The organism is Chryseobacterium indoltheticum (assembly GCF_003815915.1).
Lineage (GTDB): Bacteria > Bacteroidota > Bacteroidia > Flavobacteriales > Weeksellaceae > Chryseobacterium > Chryseobacterium indoltheticum.
Genome location: NZ_CP033929.1, coordinates 1592761 through 1611890, shown reverse-complemented (window position 1 = coordinate 1611890; position 19130 = coordinate 1592761). Strand labels below are relative to the sequence as shown.

Below are 19130 nucleotides of genomic sequence, written 5' to 3'. Positions count from 1 at the left end.
TTATGCATGTATGCAATTTTTGTGAATTGAAATTTAAAGATTAAGGGTCGCTCCTCCGGAGCTTAAGATTGTTGGCGCAATTTTGCTATAAAAGTTTATTTCTACGGAGCAAAGAACTGAGATTATTAATAACAAAAAAATCCGCCTTGAAAGAGACAGATTTTATATAATAGAAAAAATTCAGAATATTACTTATTCTTCAGCTGATCCGGAATATTGGTTGTAACAAATTTTACTCCTTGTTTTTTCAGTTCATTATAGGTTTCAACGTCATTTACCGTCCATGAATTGGTGATTAATCCTAAAGCGTTTGCTTCAGAAATCCATGTCGGGTTTTTCTGAAATACTGAATAATGATAATCTAATCCGTCTAAACCTTCTTCTTTAATCTGCTGTGGAGAAAGTTCACCTCTTAAATACTGAACTTTAAAATCTGGAGCAATTTTTTTGATCTGTTTGCAGATATTTAAGCTGAACGAAATGTATTCACACTGAGACTCAAGCTTCATATCTTTGATCATGGCGATGGTTTTTTCGACCAATTCGTTTTCTAACGCTTCGGTCTTTGCCGGCTTTATTTCTACGATAAGCTTTAGTGCTTTGTCTTTTTTACCAGCTTTGAGATAATCTTTTAAAGTCGGATATTTTTCACCGTTTAATAGTTTAAGTTTTGCCAATTCTTTGAAATCGGTTTCAGAAATTTCCATTTTACCGTGATGCTCATCGTGATTAATGACCAAGACACCGTCCTTTGACATTCTTACATCAAACTCAGATCCGTAGATTTTTAATTTTTGAGCGTTTTGCAATGCTGTAATAGAATTTTCCGTTGTTGGAGGCTGCGTTTGAAAATAACCTCTGTGTGCAATGATTTGGGTTTGTGCGTTCATAAAAGCTGTTGTTAAAACTGCAAACCCTAAGATAAACTTTTTCATAATATCGATTGATCATTAAAATCTAAAAGCCTTTTTCAGACTTTTAGATAAATTTAGTACTTATTTTTTAGAATGAATATTTAGCTCCGATCTGTATCTGATAAGGATTTCCTGATAATGGAGCCAAACCGTTCGTATTTTTCACATATTCAAATTGTTGAGTAGTGGTATTGAACTTCGAAGCTCTGTATAATGCCATATTCCCGTAAGATTTGTTGACACCCCATTCTCTGTTAAGCAAATTGGCAAAGTTGAAAATATCAACAGAAAGTTCAAATGCACCGACTTTTTCAAACTTGATTTTTTTTGCTAAACGTACATCCCAAACTCCATAGAAACCGTTCTTTCCACCATTTCTTTCTGCAATTTTATTGTTGTAATCTGTGATATAATTTTTTAAAGCGTTCCCAACTTCAGGATCGTTTATCAAAGATTGGGTAAGTTCAGGAAAAATATACGCCAAATCATTAGAATCAACAAAATCTCCATTGATATTTCCTCCTGCAGTCACCGAGAAACGTGTTCCTCCAATTCCTGAATATCTTAATCCTAAGGTAAATCCTGCAATTGTAGGTGAGTTACCGTAAATAACCACTTTGTTTCTGAATTGATTATCAGAATACGTCATTTTCAGATCTCTCGGATCACCCTGAACCAGAGTAGATAAAGTAGCAGAATTGGCAACATTTCCGTTGTAAGAAGTATTGTCTCTGATATCTGACCATGTATAACTTGCCGTGATTTCACCATCTTTCCAATAACGGTAGCTTGTATCAAACACAAATGAAAACTGATTCACCTTGCCATCACTTACCAATTCGAGTACTCTTCCGAAGTTGTTGTTAATTCGACCATCTTTCCAATTAAGAGTTACGGTATTGTTTGCATTATTGGTAATCGCTTTTATAGGAACAAACACGCCTCTTCCGCCTTCATTTGCCAACGTGATGAAAGGATTTGCCTGCATATTTCTGTCGTAATAGAAGTAATTGTTTCTTCCTAAAGCCATATAACCTGCAACTCCCGCTCTGAACCTTTCGTTGAAGAAATGGGTATAAGAGAAATTTGCTTTATAAACGATAGGAATTTTAGCATCTTTCCCTGTATAATTGATGGTTGGCAGCTGGTATTGAGACAATGTAGGTACAGTTCCGTAATCATTTCTGTAGCTGATGAAGTCTGGAGTAAGGCCAATCTCGGAAGGATTGATATCAACGGTTGCCAAATGTTTCCCATCAAACACCAAATTATTGATTACCATATAATTATTAATATCAGAAGAGAAGATACCTGCTCCGAATTTTATGAAATCTTTATTGCCTTCATTAATATTCCAGTCAAACTGAAATCTCGGCTGAATTACAAAAGATTTAATCTTATTATCTGTACGTATTCCCATTTCATCATACAGTTTTTGGTTAAATTCTGCTTTTGGATATCCTCCGTAATCCAATCTCACACCTCCCATAAAATCAAGACCAGTCGCAAGTTTTGTCTGAAACTGCCCGTACACGCCAATATTCCAAATGCTCGATTTTACTGAAGGGTCTTCCACCAAAGGAACTTCTCTGTAATATCTGTTTGAAATAAGGTTATTAAAAGCATCTATTCCCTGATAATGAAATCTGCCATTTACCTCACTTCCATACACCGATTTTGATTTTGTGTACATCAAGTCAGCTCCAAATGTATATTTTACTTTGTCTGTATTGTAATATAAATTATCAACGATCTGGAAAACATTATTTCTAAAGCTTTCCTGTGCGAAACGGTGTCCGCCAATCTGAATATTCGTTGTTTTTTTGCTTCCATCAAAAAGAGTTGATGCCACACCCTCCACAATTGCTCTCGGAACCGGATGTCCTAACTGATCGTTTTGATAACTATCCTGAAAAGTGTATAAATATTGAGCTTTTAATTCGTTGGTTAAATTTGATTTTACATTTGTTCTCAAGGTAAACAACAAACTGTTATCAAGATTCTTGTCATTTGCGAATGATTCAAAGAAATTAATAGCCGTGTTGTCACCCAAACCATTTTTATTCAAATCGTATGTGAAATTGTTTCGTACCGTTAATAAGTTTTTATCATTTATCTGCCAGTCAAGACGTAAAAATCCTGCGTCAGAATTTCTCACTTTATCGAAACTTCCAAACTGAGGCGTATTTCCAACACCATATTTTGCTCTCGCAATATCTACAAACTGATTCAGGGTCTGGTTTGTAATATTAAATCTCGCTTCATCCTCATTCGATTTAATATCGGCGATAATCAACGGTCTTGAATCTAGCTGGTGATCCCAAGCTGCAAAAAAGTGAAGTTTATTTTTAATAATCGGTCCACCCAAAGAGAATCCAAACTGAGAAGTCGAAAAATCGTTTGTTCTCTTATTTCCTCTGATATCGTACGGGCTCGATAGCCAATTTGTTCTTAAATACTCCCATGCACTCCCCGAAAATTTATTGGTTCCGGATTTTGTAACTGCACTTACCGTTCCGCCTCCACTTCTACCCAAAGTCACATCATACTGATTGGTTGTGATTTTAAATTCTCGTACCGCCTCAATCGATATAGAAAATGGCGCACCACTTCGGCTGGTTGTAGATCCTGCAGAAGTAGGGTTTTTAGCAGTCATTCCGTCTATGGTAAAATTGGTAGAAGATCCCAATTGCCCGGATAAATTTCCACCTTTCCCACTCAAAGGAGACAATTCCGTAAGACTGGTAAAATTTCTTCCGTTTACTGGTAAAATCCCGATATTTTTGGCTGATATTGCTGTTGCTGCTCCTAGGTTTCCTATTTTATTTTTAAGGTTTCCATTAATGATTACTTCTTCAATCATTTTTTCACTTTCATCCAAATCAAGATTCACAGTAACCTGATCTCCGAAATTCACATTGTAGCCCTCCTTTTTTTCATCATTGACGATCACCGTATATGGTCCGCCCAGAGGTATTTCTTTGAAAATATATTCACCTTTAGAATTAGTTTCTGTTACTGTACGGAAACCGGTAGACTCATTCACGATGGTAACTTTTACTTTTTCCTGAACATTTTTGCCGGTAATTTTCCCTACAATAGAAGCCTGTGTAGTTTGTGCATAGGCAATAGTTCCTACACCCAAAAACAGAAGTCCCAATAAAATCTTTGCTTTTTTCATATAATAGATTAACTGGGGACAAAGGTATAGTGACTTTACAAGCCAGCTGTTTACGGGTGTTTTAACATTTTTTTAATTAAATTGAAATATTATGTTAAATCAGTGTAAACGATAAAATTATTAGAAACACTATCAAATCGTTAGAATAGATTACAAAGTTTTAATTTTCCCAGAATAATTAATAGTGTTATTTTTTTAAATTATTATTTACATTATTTTTGTTGAAAAGATAGAAACCCATGTCCGAAAACATTCAGCATAAAATAGTGCAACTCCGCAAAGAACTTCATCAGCATAATGAAAACTATTACCTGATGGATGAGCCCAGTATTTCTGATCTTGAGTTTGATTTATTACTAAAAGAACTTCAGGATCTGGAGGCGCAGTATCCCGAATTCTATGATGATAATTCACCAACTATTCGTGTAGGAGGTGGCGTTACAAAAATTTTTCCGACCATTCAGCATCAGTTCAGAATGTATTCTTTAGACAATTCTTACGATTTTGATGATTTGGCAGACTGGGAAAAGCGAATCATAAAAACCATCGACGAACCTGTAGAATTTGTTGCCGAGCTCAAATATGACGGTGCCTCAATTTCAATTCTTTACGAAAATGGAAAATTATCACAAGCTGTAACTCGTGGTGACGGTTTTCAGGGAGATGAAATCACGTCTAATGTGCGAACGATTTCAGATATTCCGTTAAAACTAAGCGGAGATTTCCCCGAGAGATTTTTTATGCGTGGCGAAATCTACTTAACACGAAAAAACTTCGATAAAATCAATAAACTGCGTGAAGAAGAAGGTTTAGACCCATTTATGAATCCAAGAAATACGGCAAGTGGAAGCTTAAAAATGCAGGACAGCGGTGAAGTGAGAAAACGCAGGCTGTCATCGGTACTTTATCAATTTGTTTCGGATGAAATTCCTGCTGAAACTCATTGGGAATTGCTTCATGAGGCAAAAAATTGGGGTTTTAAAATTTCAGATCAGGCAAAACTCTGCAAAAATTTAGAGGAAATTAAAGAATTTATTAATTTTTGGGACACCGAAAGGCACAATCTTCCATTTGAAATTGATGGAATTGTACTGAAAGTAAACTCAATAAAACAACAAAGACAGCTTGGCTACACCGCGAAATCGCCACGTTGGGCAATGGCGTATAAATTTAAGGCTGAAAAAGTGGAAACCGAATTGCAGAGTGTTTCTTATCAAGTGGGACGAACCGGAGCCATCACTCCTGTCGCCAACCTGAAACCAGTTTTATTAGCCGGAACAATTGTAAAAAGAGCTTCTCTGCATAACGAAGACATCATTAAAAAACTTGATTTGCATGAGCACGATTTTGTATACGTGGAAAAAGGAGGCGAAATTATTCCTAAAATTGTCGGCGTTAACACTGAAAAAAGAACATCTGAAAGCAAAGAAATTGAATATATCAAAAATTGCCCGGAATGCGGAACTGAGCTTGTAAAAATAGTGGATCAAGCCATTCATTTCTGTCCGAATGATTTACATTGTCCGCCGCAGGTTGTTGGAAGAATGATTCATTATGTTTCAAGAAAAGCCTTGAATATTGATAATCTGGGAAGTGAGACAATTGAGCAGCTTTATAAAGAAAAACTGGTTGAAAATCCTGCCGATTTTTATACTTTAACCAAAGAACAACTTCTTCCTTTGGAAAGAATGGCTGAAAAATCAGCTCAAAATATTATTACCGGAATTGAAAAATCGAAAGATATCGCTTTTGAAAAAGTTTTGTACGGAATAGGAATTAAACACGTCGGAGAAACCGTTGCTAAGAAATTGGTGAAAAACTTCAACACGATTGAAGATTTAAAAAATGCAACCGCCGAAGAACTGTGTCAGGTAGAAGATATCGGAATGAAAATCGCAATAAGCATCGTTGATTTCTTTAATAATTCTGAAAACATTCTGATGCTTGAAAGATTAAAATCTTACGGTGTTCAGCTTGAAAAGGGAGCAAATACAAATGAAGTTTTATCAAATGTTTTGGAAGGAAAAACCTTCTTATTCACCGGAAAACTCTCTCTTTTCACCAGAGAATCAGCGGAAGAAATGGTAGAAAAGCACAACGGAAAAAACATCTCCGCAGTGTCCAAAAACCTAAATTATCTTGTTGTTGGAGAAAAGGCAGGAAGCAAACTGAAGAAAGCCCAAGACATAGGGACTATTACGATTCTTGATGAGCAGCAGTTTTTGGATTTATTGTCATAATAATATTAACAACTATCAGACAGAGATATTCGTAAAAGAACTAACTGAGATTACATTTAATAAACTCCAAAAGCTTTGCCTTTGGAGTTTTTACTTTTTACTGATTATTCTTCAGCCATTCTAAACGTCGCTGATCCGGTAAGTGTTTCACAGAAAAATTCTCGAAAGTAGCTTTGAAACCGTTTCCATCCGGACTTGCCGCCATAAAACCGACTTTTACAGGCGTATTATCCTGTAGATAAGCATTTCGCATCATCACATATTCTTTATCATCAAACGAATAAAAAATCTCAACGGCATCCAATCTTCTCACTGCTTTTATCCAGACAAAAGGTGGCGTTTTTTCTAGAACAATAACGCTCCAATCGCTTGTTTTATGAGTAACAACCGTGCTTAAATTAAATTTTCCATCAACAAATTCTACTCCCGCTTTAATATAATTCTGCTCATCGATTCTTAACATTAAACCCATCTGATCAAAACGTGCTTTATAATTTCCGGTAATTTTCACTTTCGTCTCAAATTCACCACCGTATGTTGAATAATAAAACGGTGCATCATCTACTGTAAAACCATAATGCGAAATCCTCCAGTAATCACTTTGGGGCGTAACATTCATTGTCAGTTTTTTATCTTTGATTTCCCATTCCTGCGGCTCATTAAACCAAGTCATTTTTTCAAGAGATTGAGCTTTTAAACCTTGAAAAAAAGCAAAAACCAAACTTAAACGTATTAAAATCTTCTTCATATATACTTTATTTTTTATTTAAATTAATAATCTGCATCCATACAATTCATTTTCTGATGGTTAATTTTCCCAATAATTCATTGTATTTTTACACTAAATAATAGAGCAAAATTAAAATCTCAGAATTTTAATATCAATACTGATTAATAACCATTTTGATGAAGAATATTCAATCTGATTTAAACGATCAACTTCTCCGCCAGAACTTCACGTCTTCTGAAGAAAAAGAAAAACGACAATTGGAAGACTGTCAGGAAAAAGCGAGAAATTTTGTCGAACTAGAAAATGGAATTGCCGTTTTAAGTGACTTAAGAAACGACAAAAGTTATATTTATGCCGGAAAATTCGCTGATGAGCTCAATATTTTTAAAGATAAAAATATACAGGAAATCGAAAGCATCTGGGAAAAAGAACTTTTTGATCAGCTAAATGCTGAAGATGTTTTGCAAAAGCATGTTTTAGAGCTCCAATTTTTTCAGTTTATCAAAACCATTCCTTTTGAGCAACGCAAAGATTATTGTGTAATCAGCAGGTTAAGAATTTCTGAAAAGCAAAATCAGAAATCATTAATTCATAAAATGTTTTATTTTTCTAATTCTGATAATTGCAATACAGAACTCTCACTTTGCCTTTATAATTTCGACTTTTTTCAATCGGATTCATATACAGGAATGATTATCAATACCGCAAACGGAGCAATAATATATCAAGCTGAAGTTGAAAATTCTGCATTTCTTTCCGTACGTGAAAAGGAAATTTTAAAAATGACTCAGCAAGGCAAAAAAAGCAAAGAAATTGCAGAAGTTTTGTTCATAAGTATTAATACGGTAAATCGTCATCGCCAAAATATTATTGAAAAAATGCGGGTTTCAAATACCACAGAAGCCTGTACAATGGCATCACGATTAAAATGGATCTAAAATATATATTTTATTGTAACTTTATTTCACTAAAACTATACAATGGATTTTCTAAGAGACCACTCCATTCAAAACGAATTGCTTTTGATTTTTATTTCCGTTTTCCTCGGTCTTTGCATAGGCGCCGAGCGAGAATACAGAAATAAATCTGCAGGATTGAGAACTTTTATATTGGTTTGTTTCGGATCTTGTCTTTTCACTATTCTTTCCGTTAAAATCGGAATTAAAGATCCTGATCGTTTGGCCGCAAACATTATTACCGGGATTGGGTTTTTAGGCGCAGGAGTTATTTTTAAAGGAGACAATAAAATCGACGGTATCACCACTGCCACAACGATTTGGGCAACTGCATCTATCGGTATGGCTGTCGGTTCAGGATACGTTTATCTGTCGTTGTTGGGCACTTTACTGGTTTTGCTTATTTTAAGTTCACTCACCTATTTTCAAAATTATATTGATCACAATCATAAAATCCGTGAATATAAAATTGTAGTCTCCAACAAGGAAAATCTTGATTATTGCCGGGAATTATTTACAATTCACAATTTAAAATTCACTGTAGTCAAACAGCAGTTTTCAAAAGAATCATCCAGCACAACCTGGCTTCTTACCGGGAAAAACAGCCGTCATGAAGATCTTATACAGCAGATGATGCATGATTCTAAGATTGATTCTTTTCAATTTTAAAATTGGCTTTTCACTAAAATTCAAATTTTTCAGATCACCTTCGATTTCAAATCTATTTTAACTGTTTTTTATTATTTAACAGTAATAATTTAACTTCATTAAGGATTAGGTTTAAGAAATTAAACAGTATTTTTACATTACAAAACCTAATATCCATAAGGATTTCATGGAAAAACTGCTGAATATTTACACGAGTATAGAAGGTCTATCTGAGGAAGAAGCTTTGTATCACGTCAACAAATTTGAGAAGATTGTTTTTGCAAAAAAGACAATGATTTTGAAAGAAGGAACGGTAGAAGATTATCTGTATTTTATCGACAAAGGAATTATTCGTTTTTTTGTGAATAAGGTGCATCCAACCGAGCCGCCAAAAGAAGTTACATTTTCTTTTATTGCAGAAAATATGTTCTGCAGCGCTTATGATTCATTTATTACCAGAAATCCTTGTGCGTATAATGTGGAAACAGTGCAGGAAACAGTCGTATACAGAATTCACTTTGATGATATTCAGGAGCTTTATGAAAGAAGTAAAGTCGGAAATTATTTAGGGAGAATCTCCGCCGAGAGTCTGTATGTGCGAAAAACTCAGCGAGAAATATCATTACTTACACACAGCGCAGAAGAGCGTTACAAGAATTTGGCGAAGGCATATCCGCATTTTATCAGGGAAATTCCATTGAAGCATATTGCATCTTACATCGGGATCACTCCACAAGCGTTAAGCCGTATCAGAAAACAGAATTTATGAACATAGGTTCATTTTTTTACTCAAAAATAATCAGTTATTTTGCAGCTAGCAAGAAAACACAAGTGATGAAATTTTCTTTCTCAGAAACAATACAATAAAAAGTATATCATAGTGTAAAAAGATCTTTTGAAATTTATTTCATAGAGTTCATCAGCTGAAAAAAAATATATCCCGAAAACCCTTCCTAAATTTTAATTTTAGGAAGGGTTTTTCTTTTCTTAAAAAAATTAAAATGTGTATTTTAGACAAAATTTTTAAATAATGATAAAACGTAATATTCTTATTGCTTCTGCTTTCTTCAGTTTCTCTTGGGGAATCGCTCAGCAATACGGCGGAATGTGGATTCCTACGGAGCTCAATGAAAAGGAAATGAAAGATCTTGGGATGAAAATTTCTGCTAAAGATATTTTTAATACACAGAAACCAAGTATCAAAGATGCTGTGGTACAGTTCAACGGTGGCTGTACAGCCGAAATCATCTCACCAAAAGGATTATTACTTACCAATCATCACTGTGGTTACGGACAGATTCAGGCGCATTCTACAGTGCAGAATGATCTTCTTTCAAACGGATTCTGGGCAAAAGACATGTCTACAGAACTTCCAAATCCGGGTGTAACCGTTGATTTCATTGTTGATATTAAAGATGTTTCTGCTCAGATTTTAGAAGATACAGAGAATCTTCAGGAGCCGGAATTAGCAAAACAAATCGCCAAAAATATTGAGATTTATAAAAATTCTCAGAAAATAGAGAATTATCAGTCGATTTCTGTAAAACCAATGTACTACGGAAATAAGTTTTATGCTTATGTAATCGAAACATATAAAGACGTACGTTTGGTGGGTGCACCGCCTCAAAGCATCGGAAAATTCGGAAGTGATACAGATAACTGGGTTTGGCCGAGACATACGGGAGACTTCTCGATGTTCAGAATTTATGCTGATAAAAACAACAAGCCGGCAGAATATTCTAAAGACAACATTCCTTACGTTCCGAAACATTACCTTCCTGTTTCAATCAAAGATAAGGCAGAGAATGACTTCACGTTTGTATTCGGATTTCCGGGAAGAACAACAGAATATCTTCCGGCAATTGCAGTAGAAAAAATCATGAAAGAGATTGATCCTGCAAGAATTGCCGTACGAGACGTTGCATTGAAAACATTAGACGAAAAAATGCGTGCTGACGACGCCACAAGAATTAAATATGCTTCTAAATTCGCATCTGTAGCCAACTATTGGAAAAAATGGATCGGTGAAGTAGAAGGTCTTAAAAAGTCTAATGCTGTACAGAAAAAAGTAATGTATGAAGGTTCTTTAGTTGCTAAAAATCATGAAGTAAAAGCAACTTTAGACCAATTGAATAAACTGTATAACGACCAGGCGCCTTATGCCTTAAACAATGCGTATTACAGCGAAGTTGTAAGAAATGCAGAAACGTTTGCGTTGGCAAATATGTATTCCAATTATATTACTTCTGTAGAAGCCGGAAGAATGGATGAAAAAGGAATTACTGCTTTTAAAAACAAACTAACTTCTTTCTACAAAGATTACAGCGCTGAACTGGATTCTAAAGTTACCGCTAAACTTTTAGCATTATATGCTAATAAAACGGATGCTCAGTTTTTGCCAGCCGGTTTTGATAAATATAAAAATGAAGCTCAGAATATTGCAAATTTTGAAGAATTATCAAAAAATTCTGTTATTACAGGAAGAAGCCAGGTGAATGGTGCTGCTCTTAACGGAGATATTGAAAAAGCTTTTTCAAATCAGGATAAACTGATTAAAACTATTAAAAAAGATCCGGTTTATCAGTTATTTATGAGCATTAAAGATACTTATATGAAAACTGCCGATCCGCAATTTACCAGTTTACAGACTAAGATCGATGCCTTGCAAAAGACTTATATGGCGCAGCAAATGGCTACTGATAAAGACAGAAAATTTTTCCCGGATGCCAATTCTACGCTTCGTGTAACGTACGGAAAAGTAAAAGGATCTACTCCAAAAGATGCGGTAACTTATGATTACCAAACGCATTTAGCCGGAGTTATGGAGAAATATGTTCCCGGAGATTATGAATTTGATGTTCCGCAAAAGCTGATTGATCTTTACAACAAAAAAGATTACGGAAATTACAAAGATAAAAGTGGAGATGTTCCTGTAGGATTTACAGCAACCAACCACACAACTGGCGGAAATTCCGGAAGCCCTGCTTTGGATGCACACGGAAATCTTGTTGGTTTGAATTTTGACAGACAGTGGGAAGGAACGATGAGTGACATCAATTACGATCCTCGTTTCAGCAGAAACATCATGGTAGATACGAAATACATTCTTTTCATTATTGATAAATTTGCCGATTCGAAATGGCTGATTGATGAGATGAAAATTGTAAAATAATGTAAAGTAAAAAGTAAGCGGCGAAATCTTTGATTTCGCCGCTTACTTTTTTTTAATATCCGAAAATATCTTCCCGGCTTACTTCTTCGAAACTTCCCATTTCGTTCACCGCATCCATATTCAGATTTTCTTTTTTTCCAATGATGGCTGTGTTAAATTGTATGGGTTTTATCTCGGTCTGATAAAATTCTCTAAGATCACTAAATTTCAGATTTTCAATTTGATGATAAATATCTTTTCTGAAATCATAATTAATTCCCAGTTTCTTCAATCTTAAAGTATTAAAGAAAATATTGGTTCTGGTAATTCTGGCAGAAGCAATCTGTTTTAATGCAGAATTTTTTGCATTTTCAAACTGAACCGGAACTTCAGGAAGTTTATTCATCAAATCGCTCATTGTATCCACCGCAATCTGTAATTTGTCTGGTTGAGTTCCGATGTATGTTGTGATATAATCCGGATGATTCAGTTGTGAATTTGGTGAATAAGAAACATACGCCGAATAGGCCAAACTCTTACTTTCACGAATTTCCTGGAAGACAATTGATGATAATCCCCGACCGAAATATTCATTAAAAACATTTATTTTCCCAAAGTTTTCAGGGTTTACATTCTGGCTTCTTCCAATCTTGCTCATTTCCATCTGTACCATATCATAATCGGTGAAATATACTTTTCCTGTTGTTTCCTGTTCGGGATATTTTTTAGCTTCAGGAATCGTAAAGACTTCATTCACCATATAATTTGGAATATAATTCTTAAAGCTTTCAAAATCTTTTCCATAGAAGAAAATCTGGTAAGGAAAACCAAACAGCTTTTTCATTCGATCTGTAAATTCTTCCACTTTTGCCTGCTCAAGTTCTTCTTTCGAAATTATATCCAAAAATCTTGAATTTTTCCCAAGCTTCGTATAGTTCGTTAAAGCCGTCATGATACGGTTTTTGTCTTTTTTCAACGCTTCACGGTTTTCCAGAATGGTTTCCACAAACTGATTATAAATTTCCTGGTCTGGCTTTACATCATGCATCCAATGCTGCAATAACGAAATACCTTCTTCAAGATTAGATTCCAATCCGCTTAAAGAAATCGTAAGCTGATCTGCACTGGTTTTAAAATCATTACTAATCCCTATTTTAAAGAATTCTTTCTTTAAATCTTCAGACGAAAATCTTTCTGTTCCGAGATACTGCAAAATCTGTGTAGAAATCCCCAGATCTCTATCGTGGTCACTACCAAAAGGAAAGATAAAATATACCTGGGCAATTTCATTATATTTATTTTCAACGAAACTTACTTTTTTATTTTGAACGGTTTCAGTTTTAATTTCTTTTTGATAATCAATAAATTCAGGCTTTACATCTTCTGTTTGATCAGCCAAAATTTCCTGTAAAAATTCTGATTTTGCTTCGCGATTGATTTTAATCGGTGTAATTCCCGGATTATCAACTCTTAAAAGCTGATCATTAACTCCTTTTTCTTTATTGATAACCACATAATTATCTTTAAAAAACGTGTTCGCAAAATCAATAATATCTTGTTTGGTAAAAGAAGCGTATTCATCCATTTCGCCAAGCTCTTCCTGCCAGGTTTTGCCTTTAATGTACGTATCGTAGAGATTTGTGGCAAGACCATCTGCGGTCTCAAGACCTTTTAATCTTTGCAGTTTAAAATCATTGATGATTGCAGGAAGCATCCAATCTGGGAAATCTCCTTTTTTCAGTAATTCAATTTGTTCCAGCATCATTTCTTTTGCTTCAGATAAAGTCTGATTTTCTTTTGGAACAGCAACTATTGAGAAATAACCATAATGTTTTAGGCCTAAAGAATACGCTTGGGCAAACAGCATTTTTTGGGTCTGATTGATATTTAGATCCAATATTCCCGCTTCTCCCCTATTACTCATAATATTAGCCGTAATATCAGCAAGCATCGCTTCTCTGGTTCCGTAGCTGTCGGTTCTCCAGGCTATCTGAAGTCTTGGTGTTGTCGGGCTTTTTACAGTTCTTTCAACAATCCCTGTAAGTGGTTTTTCTATGATTAAATCTTTCTTCGGTAATTCTCTGTATGGGATTTTACCAAAATATTCATCAACCAGCATAACTGTTTCTTCAAAATCTAAATCACCAACTAAAACGATTGCATAATTATTGGGAACATAATACTCATCAAAATACTTATGTATAGCCTTCATTGAAGGGTTCTTCAGATGTTCAGGATCTCCTAAAGTCGTTTGCTGACCATTGGGATGCGTAGGAAAAAGAGCATCCATCAATTCATAATTTACCAGACGTGAATCGTTATCCTGTGCACGGTTGAATTCTTCATAAACAGACTCCAGCTCGGTATGGAAAAGACGCAAAACTATTTCCGAGAAGCGTTCTTTCTCTACTTTCAGCCATTTTTTGAGCTCGTTGCTGGGGATATTATTTTTGTAAACGGTCTCGTCAAACCAGGTATGTGCATTGGTTCCGGTAGCGCCTAAAGAAGAAATCGCCTTGTCATATTCATTGGCAATAGCGTATTGGCTTGCTTCCTGAGAAATCTCGTCAATTTTCTGATAAATTTCTTTTTTCCTTTCAGGATTTTGTTCAGTTTTATGCTCTTCGTATAAGTCTGATATTTTTTCTATTAAAACTTTTTCTTTTTCCCAGTTGTGGGTTCCTATTCTTGATGTACCTTTAAACATCATGTGTTCTAAATAATGCGCTAGACCTGTATTATCGGAAGGATCGTTGTTGCTCCCCGTTCTTACCGGAATATAAGTCTGAATTCTTGGAGCGTCGAAATTCTGGGCAAGAAAAATCTTCAAACCATTTTTCAGGGTATAAATTCTTACTTTATTTTCGTCGTTGGTAATGGTAATATAATCGTAGTTGTTTTTATCGGTATAATGTGTTTCTCTATACGTTTTGTCTATCATATTCTCTTTTTACGGTTCTAAAATTTTAGAACATCATACAAATTTACGGATTCAAAAAATAAGACCTGCTACTATTATTTTATATTAAATCTATTGCAACGATTTATTTTTAATTTCATTAAATGGAAATAGTAAAAAGGTTTATGTATTTTAATTTAATTCTTTATATTTAGTCGTAATTAAACCTGAAAACTATTCTTAAATCATGAAAAATGTTTGATTCTATTTTATCTTATTTTTTTCCAGCAATCATCTTATCGTTGATGATTTCTGTCATTTATTTCTTTTTTGAAAAGAGAAAAATTATTAAAAATTATTCCGTATCAAACTCAAAATACTTAAAAAATATCCGCGGACTTATTATTTCAGATGGCGGATATTTGCAAAAAAAGATACAACTCTGTAGTTTCGATTTACTAATCAATGACAATACAATTTTTATTTTTCCTAAAAGTTTTTATGTTATTCCGATGCGAAAAATAAATTTAAACTTTTCAAATTCTGATAAAAAACTTACCCGATCTAGAATATTACTGAGAGAAATGAAGATAAGTAATCAAAGTGTTGACTTAATATCTTATCCCAACTATTTACAATCAAAAGGACGTATCATTCGTTTACAAAATCTGACAACTGAGCAGATTTCAATTTTTGAGGAAATCAAAAAAAATAAAAATTATTAGATTTACATAAAACTAATTGCAAATAAATATGTCTGCAACCTTCTTTCCAACACCGCAAGATTTCAGAAACTGGCTCAAGAAAAACCATAAAACCGAACAAGAATTATTGGTAGGTTTTTATAAAGTTAGCACCAAAAAACCATCAATTACATGGTCTGAATCTGTAGATCAGGCTTTATGTTTTGGCTGGATTGACGGCGTGAGAAGATCGATTGATGAAGAAAGTTACAGCATCCGTTTTACGCCAAGAAAACCGACAAGTATTTGGAGCGTTGTGAATATTAAAAAAATCGAAGAGCTTTCCAAAGCAGGATTGATGCAGGAAGCAGGTTTAGAAGCGTTCAAACTTAGGAAGGAAGAAAAATCCGGTATTTATTCTCACGAAAAAGAACCTGCAAAACTAACATCAGAATACGAAAAACAGTTTAAAGCAAATAAAGAAGCCTGGGAATTTTTTGAAAAACAAGCTCCATCTTATAAAAAGGTGAGGATACATTGGATTATGAGTGCAAAACAGGAGAAAACACAGATTTCACGATTAGAAAAAACTATTTCGGAAAGTGAAAAGGGAAAAAGAATTTCTTAAAATCTTCAGTTCAAGATAAAAAGATAATGTTTGAATTTTACCGCAAAAGCTACAAAAGAAATCATTAAAAAAAAGAAATTTCAAAAGGACGTAAAAGGTAATAACCTTTTTTCATTATTATTTTTGCTTGCTTTTGAATAGCTTATACCTACTGAAATCTTTTGTAACTTTTGCGGTTTAAAAATTATCACACAATAAACAAATTTTATTATTTTTGAAATCCAAGTCACAATAATATGAAGAAAATTGTTGCATTTTCACTTTTGGTTTATTGTATTTCCTGCAGTCCAGGTCCGGAAAAAAATAAAGATAAAAAGGCCGAACGAAAAAAAGAGATTCAGCGAATTGCCGTAAAAAAAGATTCTTTAAAACGGGACACCATCGAATTTGTTTCCTATAATGACGATTTTGATTATTCACAACTCAACGGTAAAAAAGGAAAAGAAGAAATCAGTTATATCAATGACCAAAATAACGACCGCAGTTTTCTGAGAGGTGATCTGATCGCCATTGAATATAAAAACGATTCGATCTACATTGCCGGAGACGGAGAAACGCCTCAAAATGCAGAATGGATTGTTTCTGCGAAAAAAATAAAAGACGGAAAAGTTTCAAAATTCAGAAGAGAATATAATATGCCAATTAAGTATCATTATTCAAAAGAAAATGAACTTTCCAGCAGCTATTTAGATCATTTATACAAGCTTGCAGAATACTATATCGCCAATTCAAAGAAAGATTTGATAAAAATTTCTCTCAAAAATAAAGAGCAGCTCGGATATTCTGTTGAAAAGCAAATGAAGAATGAAAAAGAATATTACGTTTTGGGAATTTATACAGAATTTGAGCATCGAGTAAGTCCTTTTCAATGGCTTTATATCGATCCTGAAACCGATATAATCTACGAATACGATTTGCCAAACGATAAACTGATTGAGTTTCCTTAGTTTTAAATCTAAAAAATCTGAAGAAAATGCCACAAAAAAAACAATTATCTGAAAAAGAAACCATAGAACTTCTTGATATCCTGCAACAGCGTTTTGAGAAAAACAAAAGCCGTCATGAAAATCTGGACTGGTCAAAAGTTGAGGCGAAATTAAATTTAAATCCATCAAAATTATGGTCGCTACACCAAATGGAAATTTCTGGCGGAGAACCCGACATTGTCGATTATGATGAAAAAACGGATGAATATATTTTCTTCGATTGTTCTTCAGAAAGTCCAAAAGGCAGAAGAAGCTTTTGCTATGACCGCGAAGCTTTAGATTCCAGAAAAGAACATAAGCCGCAAAATGATGTAATGACTGCTGCCAAAGAAATGGGCGTAGAAATTCTTTCCGAAGAACAATATCGTTATTTACAAAGTGTAGGAAAATTTGACCAGAAAACTTCAAGCTGGATTAAAACTCCGAAAGAAATCAGAGAATTGGGAGGTGCTTTATTCTGTGACCGCCGCTACAATACCGTTTTTGTGTATCACAACGGAGCCGATTCTTATTATGCGGCAAGAGCTTTCAGAGGGGTTTTGAAGGTTTAATATACTTATTAATATTCGTCAGTTCGAATGAAATTCTGCAAGAATTTTGTATCGAGAACTAAATTGATAAATAACTTCTCGATACGCTGCGCTACTCGAAGTGACGGAAAAAACAATTACAAAACTTATCTAAATTTTTGAATCCAAAAACTATATTCTTACCTTTGAGCTTTGAATAAATACTATGGATAGACAGATTTTAGATTTTTGGGTAGGAAATTTCAGAACTGAAGAAGATTTTTTCCAGTTTGTAGAGGAAGATGAGAATTACTACATCGAAGAAGAATCTGACGACACTTATATTTCAAAATTTGCGGAGTCACAAGACACCCTTTGGTTTGATCAGGATTTGATGGAATATGGTTTCGAACAAAGCGTGCAGCATTTTTCTGAATATTCTTTTGCCGAGCAGTGGCTTCCGGTTTTATACAACAGAATCAACGAGATGAATCTTAAGTTTGATATCAACTCTCTGGTTTTTGTAAGCCAAGGACAGATTCCGCAACCTAAATCTGTGGAAAATGATGAGTTTTCTTTGGTTTATTTAGGGGGAATTGAGTTTGAGTATTAATTTCATTATCTTTGATAGTATCAAATGATACTATCACTATGAAACCACCATATCAGATTACTTCTAAAATTTTACATTTAATTTCAAATATTTCTCAAAAAATAGGTGAGGTAAATGCTAATTATTTAATTAAAAACAATCCTCAGTTAAGAAAACAGAACCAAATTAAAACCATTCATTCCTCATTAAGTATTGAGGGAAATACTCTTTCAGAAGATCAAATTACATCAATTTTAGAAAACAAAAGAGTTTTAGGACCTGAAAAAGATATTAAAGAAGTTTTAAATGCTTTGAAAGTTTATCAGGAATTAGATAGATTAAAATTTAATATTGAAAAGGATTACTTAAAAGCTCATAAAACTTTAATGAATGGTCTCGTTGAAAATCCAGGAAAATACAGAACAAAAGGAGTTGGAATTTTAAAAGGTTCGAAAGTAGAACATATCGCTCCACCATCAGAAAATATACCATATTTGATGAAGGAACTTTTTTATTATTTAAAAGATAATTCAGAATTAAGTCTGATAAAAAGTTGTGTGTTTCATTATGAAATGGAATTTATTCATCCCTTTATGGATGGAAATGGCAGAATGGGTAGACTTTGGCAAACGTTAATTTTGATGAATGAATTTCCTGTATTTGAATTCTTGCCTTTTGAAACATTGATTTCTAAAAATCAGCCTCAATATTATCATGCACTTTCTCAGTCTGATAAAGAAGGACACTCCACAAAATTCATAGAATATATGTTAGAAATCATTGATAAATCACTATCAGAGCTTCTAGCCAATACCATTAGAAAACTTACCCAAAATGATCGGATTTCTATTTTCTTAGAAAGTACAGAAAAAGAGTTTTCTAGAAAAGATTACATGAAAAAGTTTTCAGAAATCTCTTCTGCTACTGCAAGTCGTGACTTGAAAACAGCATTGGAAAAAGGATATATTGAAAAATTTGGTGATAAAAATGTAAGCATTTATAGAAAATTGTAA

Annotated in this window: 15 protein-coding genes; 11 read left to right on the top strand and 4 right to left on the bottom strand. The window is 34.0% G+C overall.

Features of this window, described 5'->3' with window-relative positions; translation table 11 throughout:
• Positions 1-188: 188 nt before the first annotated feature.
• Together EG358_RS07620 and EG358_RS07615 are read right to left on the bottom strand one after the other, a co-directional pair.
• Entirely contained in the window at positions 189-935 is a 747-nt protein-coding gene (locus EG358_RS07620; protein ID WP_076562269.1) for a glycerophosphodiester phosphodiesterase family protein, read from the bottom strand.
• A 67-nt stretch (positions 936-1002) separates the two neighbouring features.
• On the bottom strand, positions 1003-4095 hold the full coding sequence (locus EG358_RS07615) for a TonB-dependent receptor (protein ID WP_076562270.1): 3093 nt from the start codon (positions 4093-4095) through the stop codon (positions 1003-1005).
• A 239-nt stretch (positions 4096-4334) separates the two neighbouring features.
• On the opposite strand from EG358_RS07615, the gene ligA reads away from it, so the two are divergent.
• Positions 4335-6335 (top strand): NAD-dependent DNA ligase LigA, encoded by a 2001-nt coding sequence (gene ligA / locus EG358_RS07610; protein WP_076562271.1) that lies wholly within the window; start codon positions 4335-4337, stop codon positions 6333-6335.
• Positions 6336-6432: 97 nt separating this feature from the next.
• On the opposite strand, the gene EG358_RS07605 is transcribed toward ligA, so the two are convergent.
• A complete protein-coding gene (locus EG358_RS07605; RefSeq protein WP_076562272.1) occupies positions 6433-7083 on the bottom strand; it encodes a DUF1349 domain-containing protein in 651 nt (216 codons plus the stop codon).
• A gap of 158 nt (positions 7084-7241) precedes the next feature.
• Between EG358_RS07605 and EG358_RS07600 the strand changes: the two genes are divergently transcribed.
• From EG358_RS07600 to EG358_RS07585, 4 genes are all read left to right on the top strand, one after another.
• A complete protein-coding gene (locus EG358_RS07600; RefSeq protein ID WP_076562273.1) occupies positions 7242-8003 on the top strand; it encodes a response regulator transcription factor in 762 nt (253 codons plus the stop codon).
• 42 nt (positions 8004-8045) lie between these two features.
• A complete protein-coding gene (locus tag EG358_RS07595; RefSeq protein ID WP_076562274.1) occupies positions 8046-8690 on the top strand; it encodes an MgtC/SapB family protein in 645 nt (214 codons plus the stop codon).
• 166 nt (positions 8691-8856) lie between these two features.
• Positions 8857-9438, top strand: a complete 582-nt coding sequence (locus EG358_RS07590; protein WP_076562275.1) for a Crp/Fnr family transcriptional regulator — start codon at positions 8857-8859, stop codon at positions 9436-9438.
• A gap of 261 nt (positions 9439-9699) precedes the next feature.
• The gene (locus tag EG358_RS07585; RefSeq protein WP_076562276.1) at positions 9700-11841 is read left to right on the top strand and encodes a S46 family peptidase; all 2142 of its coding nucleotides are present in this window, start codon (positions 9700-9702) and stop codon (positions 11839-11841) included.
• 52 nt (positions 11842-11893) lie between these two features.
• On the opposite strand, the gene EG358_RS07580 is transcribed toward EG358_RS07585, so the two are convergent.
• Complete coding sequence (locus tag EG358_RS07580) at positions 11894-14761, bottom strand: M16 family metallopeptidase (RefSeq protein WP_076562277.1); 2868 nt, start codon at positions 14759-14761, stop codon at positions 11894-11896.
• Positions 14762-14973: 212 nt separating this feature from the next.
• Here EG358_RS07580 and EG358_RS07575 point away from each other — a divergent pair, with 212 nt between their 5' ends.
• The 6 genes from EG358_RS07575 (at position 14974) to EG358_RS07550 (ending at position 19130) form a co-directional block, all read left to right on the top strand.
• A complete protein-coding gene (locus EG358_RS07575) occupies positions 14974-15444 on the top strand; it encodes a hypothetical protein (protein WP_076562278.1) in 471 nt (156 codons plus the stop codon).
• Positions 15445-15472: 28 nt separating this feature from the next.
• Positions 15473-16030, top strand: a complete 558-nt coding sequence (locus EG358_RS07570; RefSeq protein ID WP_076562279.1) for a YdeI/OmpD-associated family protein — start codon at positions 15473-15475, stop codon at positions 16028-16030.
• 236 nt (positions 16031-16266) lie between these two features.
• A complete protein-coding gene (locus EG358_RS07565; RefSeq protein WP_076562280.1) occupies positions 16267-16977 on the top strand; it encodes a hypothetical protein in 711 nt (236 codons plus the stop codon).
• Positions 16978-17003: 26 nt separating this feature from the next.
• Positions 17004-17567 carry a DUF4256 domain-containing protein gene (locus EG358_RS07560; protein WP_076562281.1) on the top strand — a complete coding sequence of 188 codons (564 nt, stop codon included), beginning with the start codon at positions 17004-17006 and terminating at the stop codon, positions 17565-17567.
• Positions 17568-17751: 184 nt separating this feature from the next.
• Positions 17752-18138 (top strand): immunity 22 family protein, encoded by a 387-nt coding sequence (locus EG358_RS07555; RefSeq protein WP_076562282.1) that lies wholly within the window; start codon positions 17752-17754, stop codon positions 18136-18138.
• 38 nt (positions 18139-18176) lie between these two features.
• Positions 18177-19130, top strand: a complete 954-nt coding sequence (locus EG358_RS07550) for a Fic family protein (RefSeq protein ID WP_076562283.1) — start codon at positions 18177-18179, stop codon at positions 19128-19130.